At 37.7% G+C, this 17,684-nt stretch carries 14 protein-coding genes and 2 pseudogenes; 3 read left to right on the top strand and 13 right to left on the bottom strand.

Translation table 11 applies throughout. The features are described 5' to 3' along the window. Positions 1–33: 33 nt before the first annotated feature. The 6 genes and pseudogenes from BkAM31D_RS02605 to BkAM31D_RS02580 form a co-directional block, all read right to left on the bottom strand. Positions 34–384 (bottom strand): cupin domain-containing protein, encoded by a 351-nt coding sequence (locus tag BkAM31D_RS02605; RefSeq protein ID WP_066158032.1) that lies wholly within the window; start codon positions 382–384, stop codon positions 34–36. 38 nt (positions 385–422) lie between these two features. Further along, positions 423–2,006 (bottom strand): AMP-binding protein, encoded by a 1,584-nt coding sequence (locus BkAM31D_RS02600; protein WP_066158036.1) that lies wholly within the window; start codon positions 2,004–2,006, stop codon positions 423–425. A gap of 21 nt (positions 2,007–2,027) precedes the next feature. Beyond that, a pseudogene (locus BkAM31D_RS02595) lies at positions 2,028–3,205 on the bottom strand (acetyl-CoA C-acetyltransferase). An 11-nt stretch (positions 3,206–3,216) separates the two neighbouring features. Continuing rightward, a pseudogene (locus BkAM31D_RS02590) lies at positions 3,217–3,991 on the bottom strand (enoyl-CoA hydratase/isomerase family protein). Between the two features lie 14 nt (positions 3,992–4,005). Continuing rightward, positions 4,006–4,860, bottom strand: a complete 855-nt coding sequence (locus BkAM31D_RS02585) for a 3-hydroxyacyl-CoA dehydrogenase family protein (protein WP_066158045.1) — start codon at positions 4,858–4,860, stop codon at positions 4,006–4,008. 207 nt (positions 4,861–5,067) lie between these two features. Further along, positions 5,068–5,988, bottom strand: a complete 921-nt coding sequence (locus tag BkAM31D_RS02580; protein WP_066158048.1) for a malate dehydrogenase — start codon at positions 5,986–5,988, stop codon at positions 5,068–5,070. A 266-nt stretch (positions 5,989–6,254) separates the two neighbouring features. Between BkAM31D_RS02580 and BkAM31D_RS02575 the strand changes: the two genes are divergently transcribed. Further along, on the top strand, positions 6,255–7,700 hold the full coding sequence (locus tag BkAM31D_RS02575; RefSeq protein ID WP_169801148.1) for an ATP-binding protein: 1,446 nt from the start codon (positions 6,255–6,257) through the stop codon (positions 7,698–7,700). Between the two features lie 23 nt (positions 7,701–7,723). Then, positions 7,724–8,395: a response regulator gene (locus tag BkAM31D_RS02570; protein WP_066158053.1), complete on the top strand. Its 672-nt coding sequence runs from the start codon at positions 7,724–7,726 to the stop codon at positions 8,393–8,395. Between the two features lie 20 nt (positions 8,396–8,415). Here the strand turns inward: BkAM31D_RS02570 and BkAM31D_RS02565 are convergent, their stop codons facing one another. From BkAM31D_RS02565 to BkAM31D_RS02545, 5 genes are all read right to left on the bottom strand, one after another. Beyond that, positions 8,416–9,930 (bottom strand): tripartite tricarboxylate transporter permease, encoded by a 1,515-nt coding sequence (locus tag BkAM31D_RS02565; RefSeq protein WP_066158058.1) that lies wholly within the window; start codon positions 9,928–9,930, stop codon positions 8,416–8,418. A gap of 16 nt (positions 9,931–9,946) precedes the next feature. Beyond that, positions 9,947–10,366 (bottom strand): tripartite tricarboxylate transporter TctB family protein, encoded by a 420-nt coding sequence (locus BkAM31D_RS02560; RefSeq protein WP_066158061.1) that lies wholly within the window; start codon positions 10,364–10,366, stop codon positions 9,947–9,949. Positions 10,367–10,442: 76 nt separating this feature from the next. Next, positions 10,443–11,486: a tripartite tricarboxylate transporter substrate binding protein gene (locus BkAM31D_RS02555; protein ID WP_066158064.1), complete on the bottom strand. Its 1,044-nt coding sequence runs from the start codon at positions 11,484–11,486 to the stop codon at positions 10,443–10,445. A 71-nt stretch (positions 11,487–11,557) separates the two neighbouring features. Continuing rightward, on the bottom strand, positions 11,558–12,679 hold the full coding sequence (locus BkAM31D_RS02550) for a mandelate racemase/muconate lactonizing enzyme family protein (protein WP_084372380.1): 1,122 nt from the start codon (positions 12,677–12,679) through the stop codon (positions 11,558–11,560). A 281-nt stretch (positions 12,680–12,960) separates the two neighbouring features. Continuing rightward, positions 12,961–13,827 (bottom strand): LysR substrate-binding domain-containing protein, encoded by an 867-nt coding sequence (locus tag BkAM31D_RS02545; RefSeq protein WP_066158069.1) that lies wholly within the window; start codon positions 13,825–13,827, stop codon positions 12,961–12,963. A 180-nt stretch (positions 13,828–14,007) separates the two neighbouring features. Here BkAM31D_RS02545 and BkAM31D_RS02540 point away from each other — a divergent pair, with 180 nt between their 5' ends. Then, positions 14,008–15,720, top strand: a complete 1,713-nt coding sequence (locus BkAM31D_RS02540; protein ID WP_066158071.1) for a thiamine pyrophosphate-requiring protein — start codon at positions 14,008–14,010, stop codon at positions 15,718–15,720. Between the two features lie 137 nt (positions 15,721–15,857). Here the strand turns inward: BkAM31D_RS02540 and BkAM31D_RS02535 are convergent, their stop codons facing one another. Next, positions 15,858–16,457: a response regulator transcription factor gene (locus BkAM31D_RS02535; protein WP_066158074.1), complete on the bottom strand. Its 600-nt coding sequence runs from the start codon at positions 16,455–16,457 to the stop codon at positions 15,858–15,860. Beyond that, positions 16,454–17,590, bottom strand: a complete 1,137-nt coding sequence (locus BkAM31D_RS02530) for a sensor histidine kinase (RefSeq protein WP_066158077.1) — start codon at positions 17,588–17,590, stop codon at positions 16,454–16,456. Before BkAM31D_RS02530 ends, BkAM31D_RS02535 begins: the two co-directional genes overlap by 4 nt. Positions 17,591–17,684: the final 94 nt, after the last annotated feature.

The following is a 17,684-nucleotide window of genomic DNA, read 5'->3' as shown; positions in this document are numbered from 1 at the left end:
TCTTCTTCATAGACTTACAAATATCGCTCTTCCTTACTTTTCCTCTGTTTTAATGAATGTTAATGGTTCTCTTGTCCTTGCGAGTAAGGTACAACCTTTACGTGTAAATGGCGCATGGATTGTATGTTTAGAAGTAAACAGATAATCGCCTTCTTTAAGTGGATACTTCCCAACTCTGCACTCACCTTTAAGGACAAAGACTTCTTCATCAGCAGGATGATCATGTAGCGGGAAGGCGCTGTTAGGCTCCATTTTAATTAGAACTGTACTTCCACCTTCTGGGAATTTATAAAGTGTTTTCATAGAGATCCCCTCATACGGAAGCGACTTCCATTCCTTTTCAGCTGGGACATATCGACTCTCCAAAACGTTTTGTGGATTCATTTATATCCTCCTTCCCTATTAATACAAAATTTTCACCCTTAGCGTAACTCTGCTTTAAGCTCTTCTCTTAGCTTTTCTTGAAGTGCGACTTTTTTAATTTTACCGCTAGCCGTCATAGGTAATTCTTCGACAATCAATACTTTATCAGGCACCTTATAATCTGCAATTCTTAACTTAATAAAGTCCATTAGACTTTGTTCATCAACGAGTGCTTGTGATTTTATTTTGATACAAGCACATGAAACTTCTCCTAAAACGGTATCCGGTAACCCTACGATGGCGACTTCAAGAACATCTGGATGCGTATAGAAAACCTCTTCAATTTCACGTGGGTAAATATTATAACCACCTCGGATAATCATTTCCTTCTTCCTGCCAACAATTCTTAAATTACCCTGTTCATCAAGAGTTCCTAAGTCCCCTGTATAAAACCAACCTTCAACATCTAATGCTTCCTTCGTCTTATCTGGCATATTATAATAACCCTTCATAACACCGAAACTACGACAAGCTATTTCTCCGACTTCTCCGGTAGCGACTTCTTCACGCAATTCGTTGACGATTTTCACTTCCGCTCCAGGAAGCACTCTTCCAACCGTTTCCGCACGAATAATATCAGGGTCCGAGAATTTAGTCATCGTCAATGTTGGTGATGTTTCACTAAGACCGTATGCAACTACGATATCGCACCCCATCTCTGAGCGAATCTTCTTTACGATTTCAACAGGACATGGTGCAGCTGCGATAATCCCTGTTCTAAGCGATGATAAATTGTAATTTTGGAAATCAGAATGGTTTAATTCTAATATAAACATAGTCGGAACTCCGTGCTTAACCGTAATTCCTTCTGCTTGGACAATCTCTAATGCCTCTTTTGGTTTGTATTGGTCCATCAGTACCATTCTTGCGCTAGAAGCAACCGTACTAATTATACTTGGAACCATACCAAATACATGAAAAACCGGTACTGCTATTAGAAATACATCATCGGCTGTACAATTCATCTCCTGTGCCGACATTACCCCTGTTTTTACCACGTTTGCGTGGGTTAGCATCGCACCCTTCGGCGCACCCGTTGAACCTGAAGTATATAGAATAGTGAATACATCTTCTTCAGGATTACTATCTGGAGGGGTGAAAGAGGATAATCTACCCGCTTCCACTAATTGCTCATATTTCAATAAATCGTTATCTGGATGGCGAACTGTAATTAACATCTCCAAACTTCCTACTATTTTCTTCGCTTGTAAGAACTGTTCAGCATGCCGAATACCACTGAATTCTTCTGTAAAAAAAGCTACCTTAGCTTCCGAGTTACGCAGAATATACTCTACTTCATCCATACGATAACGAGTATTGAAAGGTACAAGAACGGCTCCCAATTGAGCAACTGCTAGATAAATAACAACGAACTCATTCCAATTTGGCAAACAAACTGCGATTTTATCCCCTTTTTGTACCCCCAAACCTTGTAACGATGAAGCTAAGCTAATTGACTGATCCCAAAGATCCCTATAAGACATTCTACTTGAACGATCAAAAAGAATTTCCCGATCTGGACCCTCGTTGAGAGCGTTTTCAAAAAGTTGTGGTACACTCAAATGACCAAGCTTTTTATACATATCATCATCCCTTTTTGATTTTTATAGAACTTCCCAAATAGCAGCAATCCCTTGACCGCCACCTATACATAGTGCAGAAGCACCATAACGCTTCTTACGTCTTTTCAATTCATACAACAGTGAAAGGGAAATTCGAGCGCCACTCGCACCAAGAGGATGGCCTAACGCAACAGCTCCTCCATTTACATTTCCGATTTCAGGGTTAAAGCCTAATTCTTTTTGACAAGCCAGGTATTGGGCCGCAAATGCCTCATTTATTTCAATTAAATCTAGATCTTCCACACGTAGATTAGCACGTTCTAAAGCCTGACGAATTGCCGGTGCGGGACCTATCCCCATATACTTAGGCTCTACTCCAACAATCCCCAAGAAACAAGGCGGGCTAACGGTTTCAAATTGCGCTTCTCGGCATATTCTCCAGATGTGACAACTAAGGCCGCTGCACCATCATTTATTCCACTTGCATTCCCTGCCGTTACGACACCATTCTCTTTGAAACGAGCAGGTAATTTACCTAGTTTTTCCACTGTGGTCATTCTTGGGTGTTCATCCTGTTCTACTACTTTGTCGCCCTTTCGTCCTTTTATCGTATAAGGTACGATTTCTTCAGCGAAAACACCTTTTTCCATTGCTGCGAGCGCCTTTTGATGACTATTTGATGCGAATTCATCAATTTCCTCTCTAGCAATTTCATACTTTTCTGCTAGATTTTCAGCTGTAATAGCCATAGAGCATTTTCCGTATGGGTCATATAATGCTTCCCATAAATAATCTTCCATTGGAGCTTTCCCTAGAGGTACACCCCACCTTGCTCCTCGAATAACATGAGGTACTTGACTCATATTTTCTGCTCCACCTGCAATTGCGACAGATCCTTCATTTAATTGAATTGACTGAGCTGCATTCACAATTGCCTGCAAACCAGATCCACATAAACGGTTCACCGTTAATCCAGGGACATGTTCAGGAACACCCGCTTTTAGGCCTACATGTCTTCCCATATAGATGGCATCAGTACTGGACTGAATGACATTGCCTATTACTACTTGATCGACTTCTTCAGGTTCAATCTTTGAACGTTTCATCGCTTCTTTTGCCGTTGCTGCAGCTAGATCAATAGCTGACACATCACGAAAAGAACCTCCAAATTCAGTAAACGCTGTACGAGCACCGTCAATCACTACAATATCTTTACTCATCTTAACACTCCCTAACGGCCACTAAATTGCGGCTTTCTTTTTTCAATAAATGATTGCATGCCTTCTTTCCGATCTTCACTTGCAAAAGCATTCCCAAAACAAGCAGCTTCAAGATCCAAGCCAGAGGATATATCAACATTTGTTCCTTGATTTACTGCCTTTTTAAGCATATTCATCGCAATTGTTGGTTTTCCTGCTAATTTCTCAGCCCACGCTGTTGCTTCAGCTAATAAATCAGTAAGCTCAACAGATTTATTTACTAAACCGAACTCAACTGCTTTATCAGCATCAACCATTTCTCCGAAGAATAATAACTCTTTTGCTTTTGATTGACCAATCAATCGAGGTAAACGCTGAGTCCCTCCCCACCAGGGATAATTCCTAAATTAATTTCTGGTAGACCAAACTTTGTGTTATTGGAACAGATTCTGAAATCACACGCTAGTGCTAATTCACATCCTCCCCTAACGCTAAACCATTTACAGCTGCAATGACCGGCTTGGTAATTGACTCAACTTTATCGTAAGCTGCTCTAGACACCCTAGACATTTCTAGCATTTCTGCTCCGTTCAAATCTTTCATCTCATTAATATCCGCACCAGCAGCAAAAGCACGATCTCCCTTACCTGTAATAATAATTGCTCGTACTAAAGGATCCTTTTCTAACTTCTCAAAAAGCGTCGTAAGCTCTTGATACACTTGGGAATTTAACGGATTATAAGGTGGGCGATTCAAATAAACCATTGCTACATGATTATCACCTAACATATACTCGATTGTTTCCATATTAGTTGCCCCTTTTATTTGTTATAGTCGTACCAACCTGCTCCAGCCTTCTTCCCTACACGTCCTGCCCTTACAAGATTTCTAAGCGTAAGTGGCGCAGCAAACCTAGCATCCTTAAATTCATCATAAAAGTAATCCATTACATGAAGACCGATATCGACACCAGCATAGTCCTGTAACGTGAAAGGCCCCATAGGATAGTTCAATCCAAGTGTAACAGCCTTATCAATATCTTCTGGACTCGCTACTCCTTCTTCCACTAATCTTATCGCCTCAATAAATTGCGGAATCATAATTCGGTTTACAATAAATCCTGGCGTATCCTTCTTAACTTCAATCGGTTCTTTATTAAAATCAATCGAAAGTTTCTTTAACTCTTTTACCGTATCATCACTTGTTTCATATCCTCGAACAACCTCTACTAATTTCATTACTTGTGGAGGATTAAAAAAATGCATGCCAGCAACACGCTCTGGTCGATTCGTTGCTGATGCAATTTCGGTTATAGACATAGAAGATGTGTTAGAAGCAATAATCGCCCCTGGTCTTAGAATTTCATCAAGCTGATTGAATACTGCTTTTTTTGCCTCTAAATCTTCAATGATTGCCTCAATAACAACTTCGCAATCATTCATATCCTCTAAATTAGTTGTGAACGTAATTCTATTTGTTATCGCTTGTTTTTGTTCTTCTGTTAATTTCCCTTTTTCTATTTGACGATCCATTAATTTTGTCATCCGCGCTAAAGCATTATCTAAAAAACGTTGTTCTACATCTCTGAGCATAACTGTAAATCCACAAATTGCTGCCTGATGTGCAATTGCTCCGCCCATCGTGCCCGATCCCACTACACCAATCGTCATCGTCATGTAAAACCCTCCATACAAATATGTTTTCTATCACCTGTTTTAATAATATTAATTTTCTGACTCCATTTGTACCTCAAATTAAAGGAATTAAGCGTTTTCATATTCGTATATTTAAGGAAACTTATCCAAACCCTCTTAACCAAAAAAACAAAAAAAGAGTTATGCTAAACAACTCATACTCAGTTGCTTAGCATAACTAGCAAATTTCTACATTTCTTCCTTTAATAAGAAGCTTTCCTCTATATTTTTTGAGATCTTCTCGACTGAACTACAAAAATCCTTATTCTCTTCAACAGTAAGATCCCATTCGATAATTTGCTTCACACCTTCTCTGTTCACAGAAATTGGTACACCTATACTAATCCCCTGGGAATTATATTCCCCTCTTAGTATAACAGATCCAATCGTTAACACCTCTTGGTCACTTAAGAGAGAACCTACTAGCTGACTAATCCCTACTCCAGTCGTCCATCCTGTTGTTCTTTGTATATTTAATTGATTAAATTTTACAAACCACGTTTTTATCTCTTCTTGAATTTGTTTTTTCTCCTCAACAGTAAATGAAGCTTCTTTATTATTAATTCTCACTTGGGAAAAAATAGGAACTTGGGTTTCTCCGTGCTCGCCTATAACTGGACTATATACTTGGTTTTTACCATTCAATACTTTGTTGATAGCCCAACTAAATCGGTAAGAATCATTTAACGTGTAGCCTATTAACTGGTGAGGCTTAAAACCAAACTCTTTGTGGAGATAATAATTTAATAGATCAACTGGATTAGATGCTGTTATGATAATCGCATTAGAGCAATATTTACGGATGTTAGCTCCAATATGCTTAAATATTTTCACATTTTCCATTAAATAAGCATCACGAGACGTTTCCTCATTCCGATTCGGAACCCCTGCAGTAATTACCACAATTGATGACCCTGCTAAATCTTCATAGTTGCCCCGATAAATATATTTATCTGGAAATGCGTTTTCTAGGTCCATAATATGGTTATCTAACAAAGCTTCGTTAATGTCCAATAAACAAAGCTCACTAATTCTACTATTCAAAGCTAGATTCATTGCACAGCTCGCTCCTAATGTTCCTGCAGCTCCAATAATTGATATTTTCTGCACATACAACACTCCTCACATTAATATAAATGTTTCATACTCTCACAATATTTTTTTTGTTATTTTCATTAAATTCTGATATCATTAGGTTGATATTTTTCTTCAATAACAAATTCAGGGTGATAATAATGTTTAAAATAACTCAGCGGTATCTCCCACTCAAAGCAAAGATCATGTTATTTTCCATTTCGATCATTGTTGTTATATTAGTTGTTTCAGGCTTCTCATTTTATAAAACTTTATCTAATTCCATTAAAGATACAGTAGGGGTGAACTCTTTAGAAATTACATATTTTCTATCGAAATTACCCGCTGTCGTTGATGCATTAAAAGATCCTGACCAAGGAGCTGCGCTTCAACAAATTTACGAAGAGTACATATCAGAAATTAATGGCAACTTTTTTTTAGTCCTCATTGATCAAGAAGGCGTACGTCATACCCATCGAGACCCCACTTTAATTGGCCAGCAAATAACTGGAGACGATGTTGAGAAAGCCCTTTCTGGCGAAGCTTATATTTCAACGGCACATGGTATTTCTGGTCCTACATTACGTACATTTGCTCCTGTAGTAGACCCAGAGACAAATACACAAATAGGTGTGCTTGCTCTTGGCTTTTCTCAAGAGAAGATAAGTGATTTGGTTAAGAGTCACCTAGACTCCATTCTATTTTGGCTTTTAATGGCTTTTACTTTTGGTATTGTTGCCTCAATTTTGTTAGCTAAGGCTATTAAAAGAATTCTTTTTAACCACGAACCCGAAGAAATAGCTAAACTTTTTAGAGAAAAAGAAGCAATCCTCGAATCTTTAAGTGAAGGTATTATTGTAATTAACCAGGATAACAACATCACTCTAGTGAATAAAGCTGCAAAGAGTATTCTAAACCTACCAAAAGATATCGATGAAAATAAGATCTATGAATTGGTAGAGGAATTCTCTATTGTTCGAATTATTAATTCTCCTCTTCAGAAAACAAACATAGAATTGAATGTAAATGGAACCATTATTTTAGCTAGCTATAGTCCCATTACACAGAAAAATAAAAACTGGGGTTATATCATTGCATTCAGAGATATTTCTGAAGCACGGAAACTCGCTGAAGACCTTACAGGAGTCAACCAATATATCGACGGACTAAGAGCAAAGACACATGAATTTTCCAATAAATTGCAAACGCTTTCAGGGTTGATCGAACTAGAACAATACGAAGAGGTGCTAACTTACATTTCTACTACCAATGTGCAACAGCAGAATCTCCTTGATTCACTAACAAATAACATTAGTGAACCTAAAATACTCGGTTTGCTGCTTGGGAAAATTCAACAAGCTGTTGAGCATAATGTACAGATTACATTCACTCCAGGAAGTTATCTTGGGAAAATTTCTCCTTTCATGCCTGTAGATAGCATAGCGCTCATTATAGGCAATCTATTACAAAATGCCATTGACGCAGTAAAAGAAAAACCTTTTGGAGAAGTTCAAATTACACTCTTAGATAAAAAGGATAAATTAATTATTCTCGTTGAAGATAACGGTGATGGAATAAAGAACAGTAATGAGAACGTTATTTTTAAAAAAGGTTACTCTACAAAAGGCACATATGGATACGGCTTATTTTTAGTGAAACATCATACCGAAAACATCTTAGGAGGAACTCTTCATTTTTCACAAGACGAGGGTACGTCTTTCACTATACAAATACCAAAAGCAGGTTAAATTCATAAAGGAGGGGAAAACATTTGATTTCAACTTTTATTGTCGAAGACGACCCAATGGTTGCTCAAATAAATGCTGAATATCTAAGTAAAATGACTTCTTTTTCACTAGTCGGCACTTCCAAAAATGGAAAGGACGCACTAAATCAAATTAGACTATTAAAACCCCAACTTATTTTGTTAGATGTTTACATACCTGACTATAACGGTATCGAATTACTCAGGAAGATGCGATCAGAAAATTTAAGTATTGATGTCATTTTAATAACAGCTGCTGACGCTCCAGAGATAATTGAAGAAGCGATGCGTTTAGGAGTAGTGGACTGCATCCTCAAACCATATGCATATGTCCGATTTGAAAGTTCTTTATCTTTGTATATGAAACGTCAATCGATTTTTCATTCTGTTGAAAGAGTGCAGCAAGCTGATCTTGACCAACTTTACTCCTCCGCTCAGAAAGAGTTTGTTATTGACTTGCCAAAAGGGATTGACCCTGTCACTTTAACCATCATTAGAGATGAATTAAAGAAAGCAGCTACCCCCTATTCGATCACTGAATTAAGTAAAGTAGTCAATATCTCTACACTTACGGTTCGAAAATATATTGAATACATGATTCAACGCAATGAAATCGAACTAGATTTAGAATACTCTGAAAAGGGAAGACCTAAGAAATTATATTCTTTTAAAGGCTAAGGGGATGGAGAAAGATACTCTTATAACGAAATGTTTTCATCATTCTTTTTCCTCCTCTTCATAATCAATTTCATTATAGGGGGTGCAATAATAAATAATGTTATTAGCAACAAAATTACAATTGAAATAACGCTGCTTACGAATATTTCAAGATTCCCATTAGAAATATTAAGTGCTTGGCGAGCTGACATCTCCAATCTCGGTGTAAGTACAAAGGCTAATAATAAAGGTGCAATCGGGTAATCATTTGCTTGTAACAGAAAAGCAATAACTCCTGCAATAATCATCATCCATACATCAAACATGTTGTTATTTACACTATAAGCACCAATCATACAAACAACCGTGATAATCGGTACCATTAGAGAATTTGGTATTTTAATAACCTTCATTAAAAATGGGATAAACGCTAATCCAGCAATTAAACTAATAACATTCCCAATGTACATAGATGAAATTAGCCCCCAAACAAAGTCAGGGTTCGTCTGGAACAATAATGGGCCGGGGTCAAGCCCCCACATAATTAACCCTCCAAGCAATATAGCTGTTGTCGCAGAGCCTGGAATTCCTAATGACAGTAAAGGGACAAATGAGCCAACAGATGCTGCGTTATTTCCAGATTCAGCAGCAGCTACACCTTCTATTGCGCCTTTTCCCATTTCTTTCTTATTTTTCCCTATTCTTTTTTCAAGAACATAAGACAGCAATCCCCCCGTTGTCGCTCCTGCACCCGGTAGGACACCTAGGAAATTACCTAACGCACCGGAACGAAGAGATGGAAACATAATTCTACGTACTTCTTTCTTCGTTGGGATGCTTTCTTTTAAGGTAAGCTTTCTTTCTTCTTTTACATTTAATTTATTCGTCATCATCACCAATATTTGACTGAAACCAAACATCCCAATAATCATTGGAATAAGCGAAAGCCCACTAAGTAGATTTTCCGAACCAAATGTAAATCGTGTTTGACCTGAAATAATGTCAACACCAACCGTTGCTAACATAACTCCTAATACGGTCGCAGCTATTCCCTTAGCTGGACTTTCTCCAAGAAGCCACCCAACTGAACAAAGAGCTAGCAAAATGAGTAAGGCAACTTCAGCTGGGCCAAAAGCCAAACCAATATTCGCTAATACTGGGCCAAGGAATGTTAAAGCAATAATCCCGATTGTTCCACCAATAAACGAGGAGATATTAGCAACAAATAAAGCCTTACCTGATTTTCCCCTCTTCGTTAATGGATATCCATCTAATGCAGTCGTGATAGCTGGCGAATCACCAGGAATATTAATTAAGATGGCACTATATGCTCCGCCATACATACAGCCATAATAAACTGCCGCTAACATAATAATACCAGTGATAGGATCCATTCCAAATGTTAATGGCAGAAGCAAGGCAACTCCTAAAGCAGACCCAAGTCCGGGAATGGATCCTACAATAATCCCAAGAACAGCACCAATTAAAGCAGCTAGTAGATTTTGCATCGATATAGCTTCTCCAAAACCATTGAGGAGCATTAGTAACGTATCCATTCTCTCATCCTTTCATTTATATTCCGATTATTCCTTCTGGAAGCCGGACATTAAGAGAAACTTTGAAAATAAAGTAAATCAAGAGAGTCGTAGCAATTCCATAGATAGCAGCACGGGAAAACAAAAACTTTTCAATGACTACAAGCCACACAATCATAAATATAAGAATCGATAGAATCATGCCTAGAAACTGAATTGAGCCTATTAATAAAACACTCCCTATAACCGGGTATAAATGTTTCTTCTTAAAAACTATCGTTTGTTTGCCATTTTTCACAAAGATATAACAACTGCAAACCGCTAGAATTACACAGGCTACCACTGGTAGGAAGCCGCTCCCAGGCATATTATTTTCCCAGAATCCATAACGAACAATTCCCTGATGTATACAAAATAACGCTACTATGAACAGACATAATGAAGTCCCTCTCGTCATCTGAGTTCCTCCTTGATTCCTTAGTATGATTTACAGTAGAAGAGTAATATGTTACTCTTCTACTGCTGGTTGACTCTTAATCAATCAAACCCATCTCTTCTGATGCTTGTAAATAAAGATCCAAAACCTCTTGATAGAACTGCTTGCTTTCTTCAGCATTAAGAAACTCAGAGTTCAATTGATATCGTTCAATGTAATCTTGTTGCCACATATCTGATTCATGAACTTGTCTTAAGACATCTTCCCAGAAAGCAATTTCCTCTTCCGACATCCCAGGTGGTCCAACATAACCACGGAAAGACGCAATTTGAATTTCTTCAAAACCAAGCTCATTAAAAGTAGGTACTTCGCTGAATACTCCACTTAAACGATCTTCCGAAGAAGTAGCTAACGCACGTACTCCACCTGCTTCAACTTGCGATGCTATCTCATTGGGGTTAGATAATATCGCATCAATATGCCCTCCTAATAACGCAGAAATTGTTTCTCCTCCACTATCAAATGGAACATACTTAAATTCAGCATCTGCATACTTGCTAATCAAGTGGCTTAAAATGTGCAATTCCGTTCCTTGTCCCGTTCCCCCAATCGTGACTGTCGCTGGATTCTCCCTTGCTGCCGTCACAATCTCTTCAAGTGATTCATACTCACTATCTCCATTCACTACAAACAAATAACTATCGAGCGTTAGAGTAGCCAACGGGGTTAAATTTTCAATTGTAACGTCATTATTATTAATAATCGGACTAATCAATTGACTAGATACCCAACTTAGTACTGTATTATTAGAACCCTCTTTATTATAAGTATAGGAATTGGCAATCGCAGTGCTTCCTCCTGGTTTATTTACAACTAGAATATTCTCATCAATAATATTGTTCTCACGAATAACTTCAGCAAGCATTCTCACATTAATATCACTACCTCCACCAGCACTCGCAGGAACGATAAACTCTACATCACCATCCAATTTGATTTCAGATGTTTCCTCCGTCTCTGTAGCGACTCCTTCACCTTTGTCGTTATCACTTCCCTCAGTTTGAGTTGATTCGTTAGAACATCCTACGAAAGCTGTCATGATAAATAGAGAAAACGAAATCATTAGCAAGTATTTTTTCATTCTTTCTCCTCCAGTTTCATTTTTATACACTCTTGAGAATGATCGTTAGACAAGAAATATTCTAGAACATGTTAATCTTCTCTGATGAGAGTTCTTTCCGCAATGTCTTCATCTATTTCAATTCCGATCCCTGGCCCTTGTGGTGCAACTAAATAGACTCCATCTTCTCCCCTTTCTTCTGTTAATTCAGGACCCTTTATTAAGCTGTCTTGAAAATATTCACGATCTGTTGCAAAGTACTCAATCCATTTCACATTAGGATGACCTGCTGCAAGATGAATGTGAATTTGCTGTAGATTCCAAGGTGAAATTGCAATGTTATGGGCCGAGGCAAAATGGTATATTTTCAACCAATCTGTAATTCCACCTGTTGCCATTGCATTAGGCTGAATAATATCTATCGCTTTCTTCTCAATAAACTGACGGAATTCTTGTAACCCACTATTCTGCTCTCCCCCAGCGATATAAGTATTTCCTGCATATTCTCGCACCTTTGCATACCCATTTATGTCTTCAGGTGATACCGGCTCTTCCATCCAATATAAATTATGTTTCTCCCATTTCTTCAGTTGCTGAATAGCGGTTCCCGTGTCCCAAGATCCATTTATATCAACCATTAATTTCACATCTGGTCCTATTGCTTCACGAACAGCTTCAACACGCTTATTTGCCTCTTTAATAGAAACTGCAGTTGAACCAGCTCTAATTTTGATGGCTGTATGGCCTTTTTCAACATACTCGGCAGCTTTTGCGGCTAGCTCCTCTGGCGGTAATTGGTGACCAACATTGGCATAGGTTAATACTTTATCACGTCTATAGCCGAATAACTCAGCTAGTGGAACAATGGATAATTTGGCCTTAATATCCCACAGAGCAAAGTCAATTGCTGCAATACAATCCCTGATCATCCCTCCCATGCCTAATCTCCAAGGAGCATCAAACATTTTCTTCCAAAGTTTTTCCGTATGAAGAGGATTTTCTCCCATAATGATATTTTTAAAGTTCCTTTTTAATAGAATTGCTGCAACATCACTCGTAACCCCGTGAGGAAAAATAGGTGTACTCAAGAATCCTATACCAGTAATGTCCCTATCTGTCTCAATTTCAACTACAACCACTTCATGTCCGCTAAATGCCATATCAGATTTCCCCATTCGAACATACCTTTTGACAGTCATATCAGTAATCTTCATTTCAACTCACAGAACACGTATAAATTACGTTTCTGCCTTCCCCCTTTAAATGGTTTACACATTAAGTAAGCGCTTTCTAAAAGCTCTTAACAAATGCCTCAGTGTCATTATAGTATTTAGACTATTCTAAAATCTCCTTTGATTTTGTTTGTTTAACTTTAAAAAAGTATAAAAAATACTAAGGAAGACTAACACTTAAGAGCGCTCAACTAAAAAAACACTGAAAAAGGTGAACACATACCTTTTTCAGTGGCTTTGTTAAAACAGACACCTCTCTATTATCATGCATAATTATTTTTCAAACACTTAATAAACACCTTTAAACTTTCGCAATGGTAAACATTCTTTCGCAAAACAATGCCTACGGTTGTTTGCTCAAAAGAGTCAACAATTTTAACTTTACAGAGCCCACTTTGATCGAGCTCATTTAGATAATTCGCAGGCAGTATCGTAGCTCCGATATTTAATGCTGTTAATTGTAATAATGACTCCAACGTTGTCAGCTCAATAATCGGTTCTAATGAGCCACTTTTTATTTTCTTATCAATAATCTGCCTAATTAAATATTCTTTACGTAATAGAATCATTCTCACATTTTCTAATTGCTGTAATTCTATATATTGCTCACTCGCAAGATCATGTTCGTTCGAAACGACTAAATAAAATTCCTCTTTAAAAAGCGGTTCACTTATTAATTGCTCTTCTTCAGCCGGTAAATACACAATACCCATATCTAGTTCATTCGTTAATAAGGCTTGTTTCGTTTCTTCCGTCGGTAACTCTACAATAGAAAGATGGATATCTGGGTATTTCAAATTAAACGAGGCAATTGTAGAAGTTAGAAGGTATGACCCACAGCAACCAATCGTCAACTTCCCACGTTTAAGACCTTTCAATTCATTAATTGCAACTTTTGCTTGCTCTAGCTCATAAAAAGTACGAAGTGCATGTTTTTTTAAGACATCTCCAGCTTCAGTTATGTATATTTTTTTTCCTACTCTGTTAAATAGGGGGGATCCGATACTATCCTCGAGGACTTTTATTTGTTGACTCAGTGTTGGCTGACTGATTCCTAATCGTTCAGCAGCCCTTGTAAAGTGGAGTTCTTCTGTAACGGTCAAGAAGTACTCCAAAAGACGAATCTCCATACAACCCCACCTTTTAATAGTATTTAACTATCATAATAATAGTAAATATTGTATTGATCAATGATAAGTTCTTTCTTTATTCTTAATACAAGAGCAAAACATAGGATACATGCTAGATCGTAGCCGCTTGTCATCCTGTTAATTCAGTAACATGAAAATCTATGAAAAGAGGTCGGTAGAATGTATACTGCAAGTACTGCATTTCTAGAAGCTCTACAAGAAGCGAATGTCTCTTATATTTTTGCTAACTTGGGTAGTGATCACCCAGCTATGATTGAGAGTTTAGCAGAAGCAAAACAGTTGAACAAAAAATTACCTGAAGTGATTGTCTGTCCAAACGAAATGGTTGCATTAAGTGCAGCACATGGATATGCACAAATTACTGGGGAAGTACAAGCTGTAATCATTCACGTAGAATGTGGTACTCAAAATCTCGGAGGTGCTATACATAACGCAGCCAAAGGCCGGGTCCCTGTTCTTATTTTTGCAGGCGCTTCTCCATTTACCCAGGAGGGAGAATTGGCTGGCAGCAGGAATGAGTTTATTCATTGGATTCAAGATGTATTTGATCAACGTGGAATTATGAGAGGTTATACTAAATATAATAATGAAATTCGAACAGGTAAAAATGTAAAACAACTTGTACACCGTGCTATGCAGTTTGCAACAAGTGATCCAAAAGGCCCCGTCTATTTAATGGGAGCTAGAGAAGTTATGGAAGAAGAAATTGAACCAATTACCGTAGACACTAACTTGTGGGAACCAATTATGCCAAGTGCAATTCCCCCTAACGCAATAAAAGAATTAGCCGCAGATTTGCTAAAAGCTCAAAATCCACTAATCATTACATCCTATTTAGGAAGAAATGAACAAGCTGTAAATGAGTTAATTGAGCTTTGCGAACATGTATCTATACCAGTTATCGAATCTTGTCCAAACTATATGAACTTTCCTACTACACATCCGTTACACTGTGGGCATCAATGGAATACCCCTAGTCAAAACGAGCTTATTGCAGAAGCAGACTTCATTCTAGTTCTTGATAGTGATGTTCCTTGGATTCCTTTGAAAAATAAACCATCAAACGATGCTATTATTTACTACATTGACGTGGACCCTATAAAGGAACAAATGCCTTTATGGTATATCCCCTCTAAACGATTCTTTAAAGCAGATTCTTATACTGCACTGCAACAATTAAATATGCACCTAAAGATGGACTGTAACATTGATTCAAAAACAGTTGAAGAAAGGTTAGACAAATACTCTCAATACCATACTAAACAGAAAGATAAGCTAAAAGAATTGGAATGCTCTAATAGTGAGCATATTACTCCTGAATATTTAACAGCCTGTGTTCGAGAGATTATTGATCACAATACGATCATAATGAATGAAGGGATTTCTAATTATCCAACGATTTCAAACCATTTAGAACTCCATAGAAGCGGTACACTCTTTGGCAGTGGAGCTGGTTCTTTAGGGTGGAATGGTGGTGCAGCAATCGGGGCAAAATTAGCTAAACCTGACAAGACAGTCATTAGTTTAACCGGCGATGGATCTTATTTGTTTAGTATTCCATCTACTGTTCATTGGATGGCCAATCGTTATAATACGCCATTTTTAACTATTATCTACAACAATCATGGCTGGAAGTCACCTAAACTTTCCACCCTAGGCGTTCATCCAAACGGCATAGCCCAACAAACCAACGAATTCTTTGTTGATTTTGGAACAATCTCCGACTTATCAAAAATTGCCGAGGCGGCCGGCGGCGCTTATGCAAGAAGCGTAAAAAATCCAGCAGACTTAAAAGATGCATTAACCCAATGTCTAAATGTTGTAAAAGAAGGTAGAGCAGCTGTTTTAGATGTCCATATTCCTACTGTCTAATCGGCTTTGGTTCTATTTTTTCCAATCAATGCCTCTACCCCAGTGAAAAGCGTTTCACTGGGGTAGTTTTATTATTGCTCTTGAAAAAACCTATAGCCCTCGTTTCCTCTAAAGAACCTATTATAGTAGAGATACTCCTATTTAAACCAACCCTTCTCCTTAAACCTTTGAATGGCTTCAATACGGTTTCCTACATCTAACTTATCGAGAATAACAGAAATGTAATTACGAACCGTACCATTTGTTAAGTAAAGCTCTTTAGCAATTTCATTTGTACTTTTGCCATCGGCAATGAGCTCCATAACTTGCTTTTCCCGCTTCGTTAGAGGATTTGTATCATCAAAAGCTAAGTCAACTAACTCAGGTGCATAAATGCGTCGTCCGTCCATAATCGTTCGAATTGAACTTGCTAACTCCTCACTTGGACTATCCTTTAATAAATAACCGCTCACTTCTGCGTTTCTAGCGCGTTCAAAATATCCAGCACGAGCAAAGGTTGTTAAGATAATTACTTTACATGGTTCATCTATTAATTCTTCTGCAGCATCCAGGCCACTTTTAATTGGCATTTCAATATCCATAATGCAAATATCAGGCTGCAATTGTTTCACTAAAGCTAAAGCTTCTTCCCCATTCCTTGCCTTCCCAACGACTTCCATATCTTCTTCTAAATCTAGCAAGGAGCCAAGAGCTCCAAGTAACATGCGCTGATCTTCTGCAATGACAATTCGAATCAACTCAAACCCTCCTTTGCCATCTGTTGAATCACCTTTGGCACCCGTATATCGAGTTTCGTCCCCTCTGAATCTATAATTGTTAAACTTCCGTTTACAAACTCTAATCTTTCCTTCATCCCTTGAAGTCCATGTCCTTTGGAGAAATCGCTTTTGTCTTTTATTCCGATGCCATTGTCTTCGACGATCATCCTTAATTCATCTTGAGTTTCATCAATTGTAACCTTACATATAGTTGCTTGACTGTGCTTGGTCACATTTGTAACAGCTTCCTTTAAACACATACTAACGACGTTCTCAACTAATAAAGGAGTGGCCGTAAGCTTAACACTGCCTTCTGTTACAAAGTCGATTTCAGCAGCTTTAAGAATTTGCTTCACATGAATTATTTCATCTTCAAGCTTTGCTCCACGCATATTTGAGACCATTTCGCGGACTTCTTTTAAAGCTGTTCTCGCTGTTTGATTAATATCACTCAGTTCACCCTTTGCAGAATTGGGATCAATCTCAATCAACTTCCTAGCCAAATCACTTTTCAAACCGATAAGCGAAAGCTTTTGACCAAGTGTATCGTGCAGATCACGTGCAATCCGCTGCCTCTCTTCCATCACCATCAATTGTGAAATACGTTTATTGGCATCTTCTAACTGACCTTCTAACTTCTCTTGCTTGTTTCGATTATACGTATTGAATGGCAGTAAAATAACACCAATCACCGAAATAATAATGAATGGAAACTGAGCAAAGAATAATTCATTTTGCGTAAAGAAACTTAGAATTACTGCTACAATCGTCGTTAGTAAATGAACGATATACAATGTAAGGAAACCCAACTTGCTTTGAATATTCCCAATAAAGAAAGCTAAGAAAAGCGCAAAGTACACATATCCATAAAATAAAGTCATTCCAATACTTATGGCCATTTCTATTCCTACCCAGACATACACAAGCCAACTCTTTGAAATAAAAGATAACCGGTAGGAAATAAAAAACAACAGAATCATAATAATCCCAAATATAATTTCAAATGCTGATGAGGATCTGAAAATAAAATAAAAAGGCAGTAGGCAGAAAATAATCCAGACGTAGATGCTGAGTCCTGTATTTTTCGGAAAAATGTTATACCAACTTTGCATAAAAACCTCCTTCCTTCTAAGAAATGTTTCCTATTTTTAATCATATCACTGATTATCCTAAATTTGTCATTTCTAGTGGATGACAGCATAGAAA

The sequence above is a fragment of the Halalkalibacter krulwichiae genome, assembly GCF_002109385.1.
GTDB classification, from domain to species: domain Bacteria; phylum Bacillota; class Bacilli; order Bacillales; family Bacillaceae_D; genus Halalkalibacter; species Halalkalibacter krulwichiae.
The sequence above is the reverse complement of the archived record's forward strand: the minus strand, read 5'-3'. Positions and strand labels throughout refer to the sequence as shown.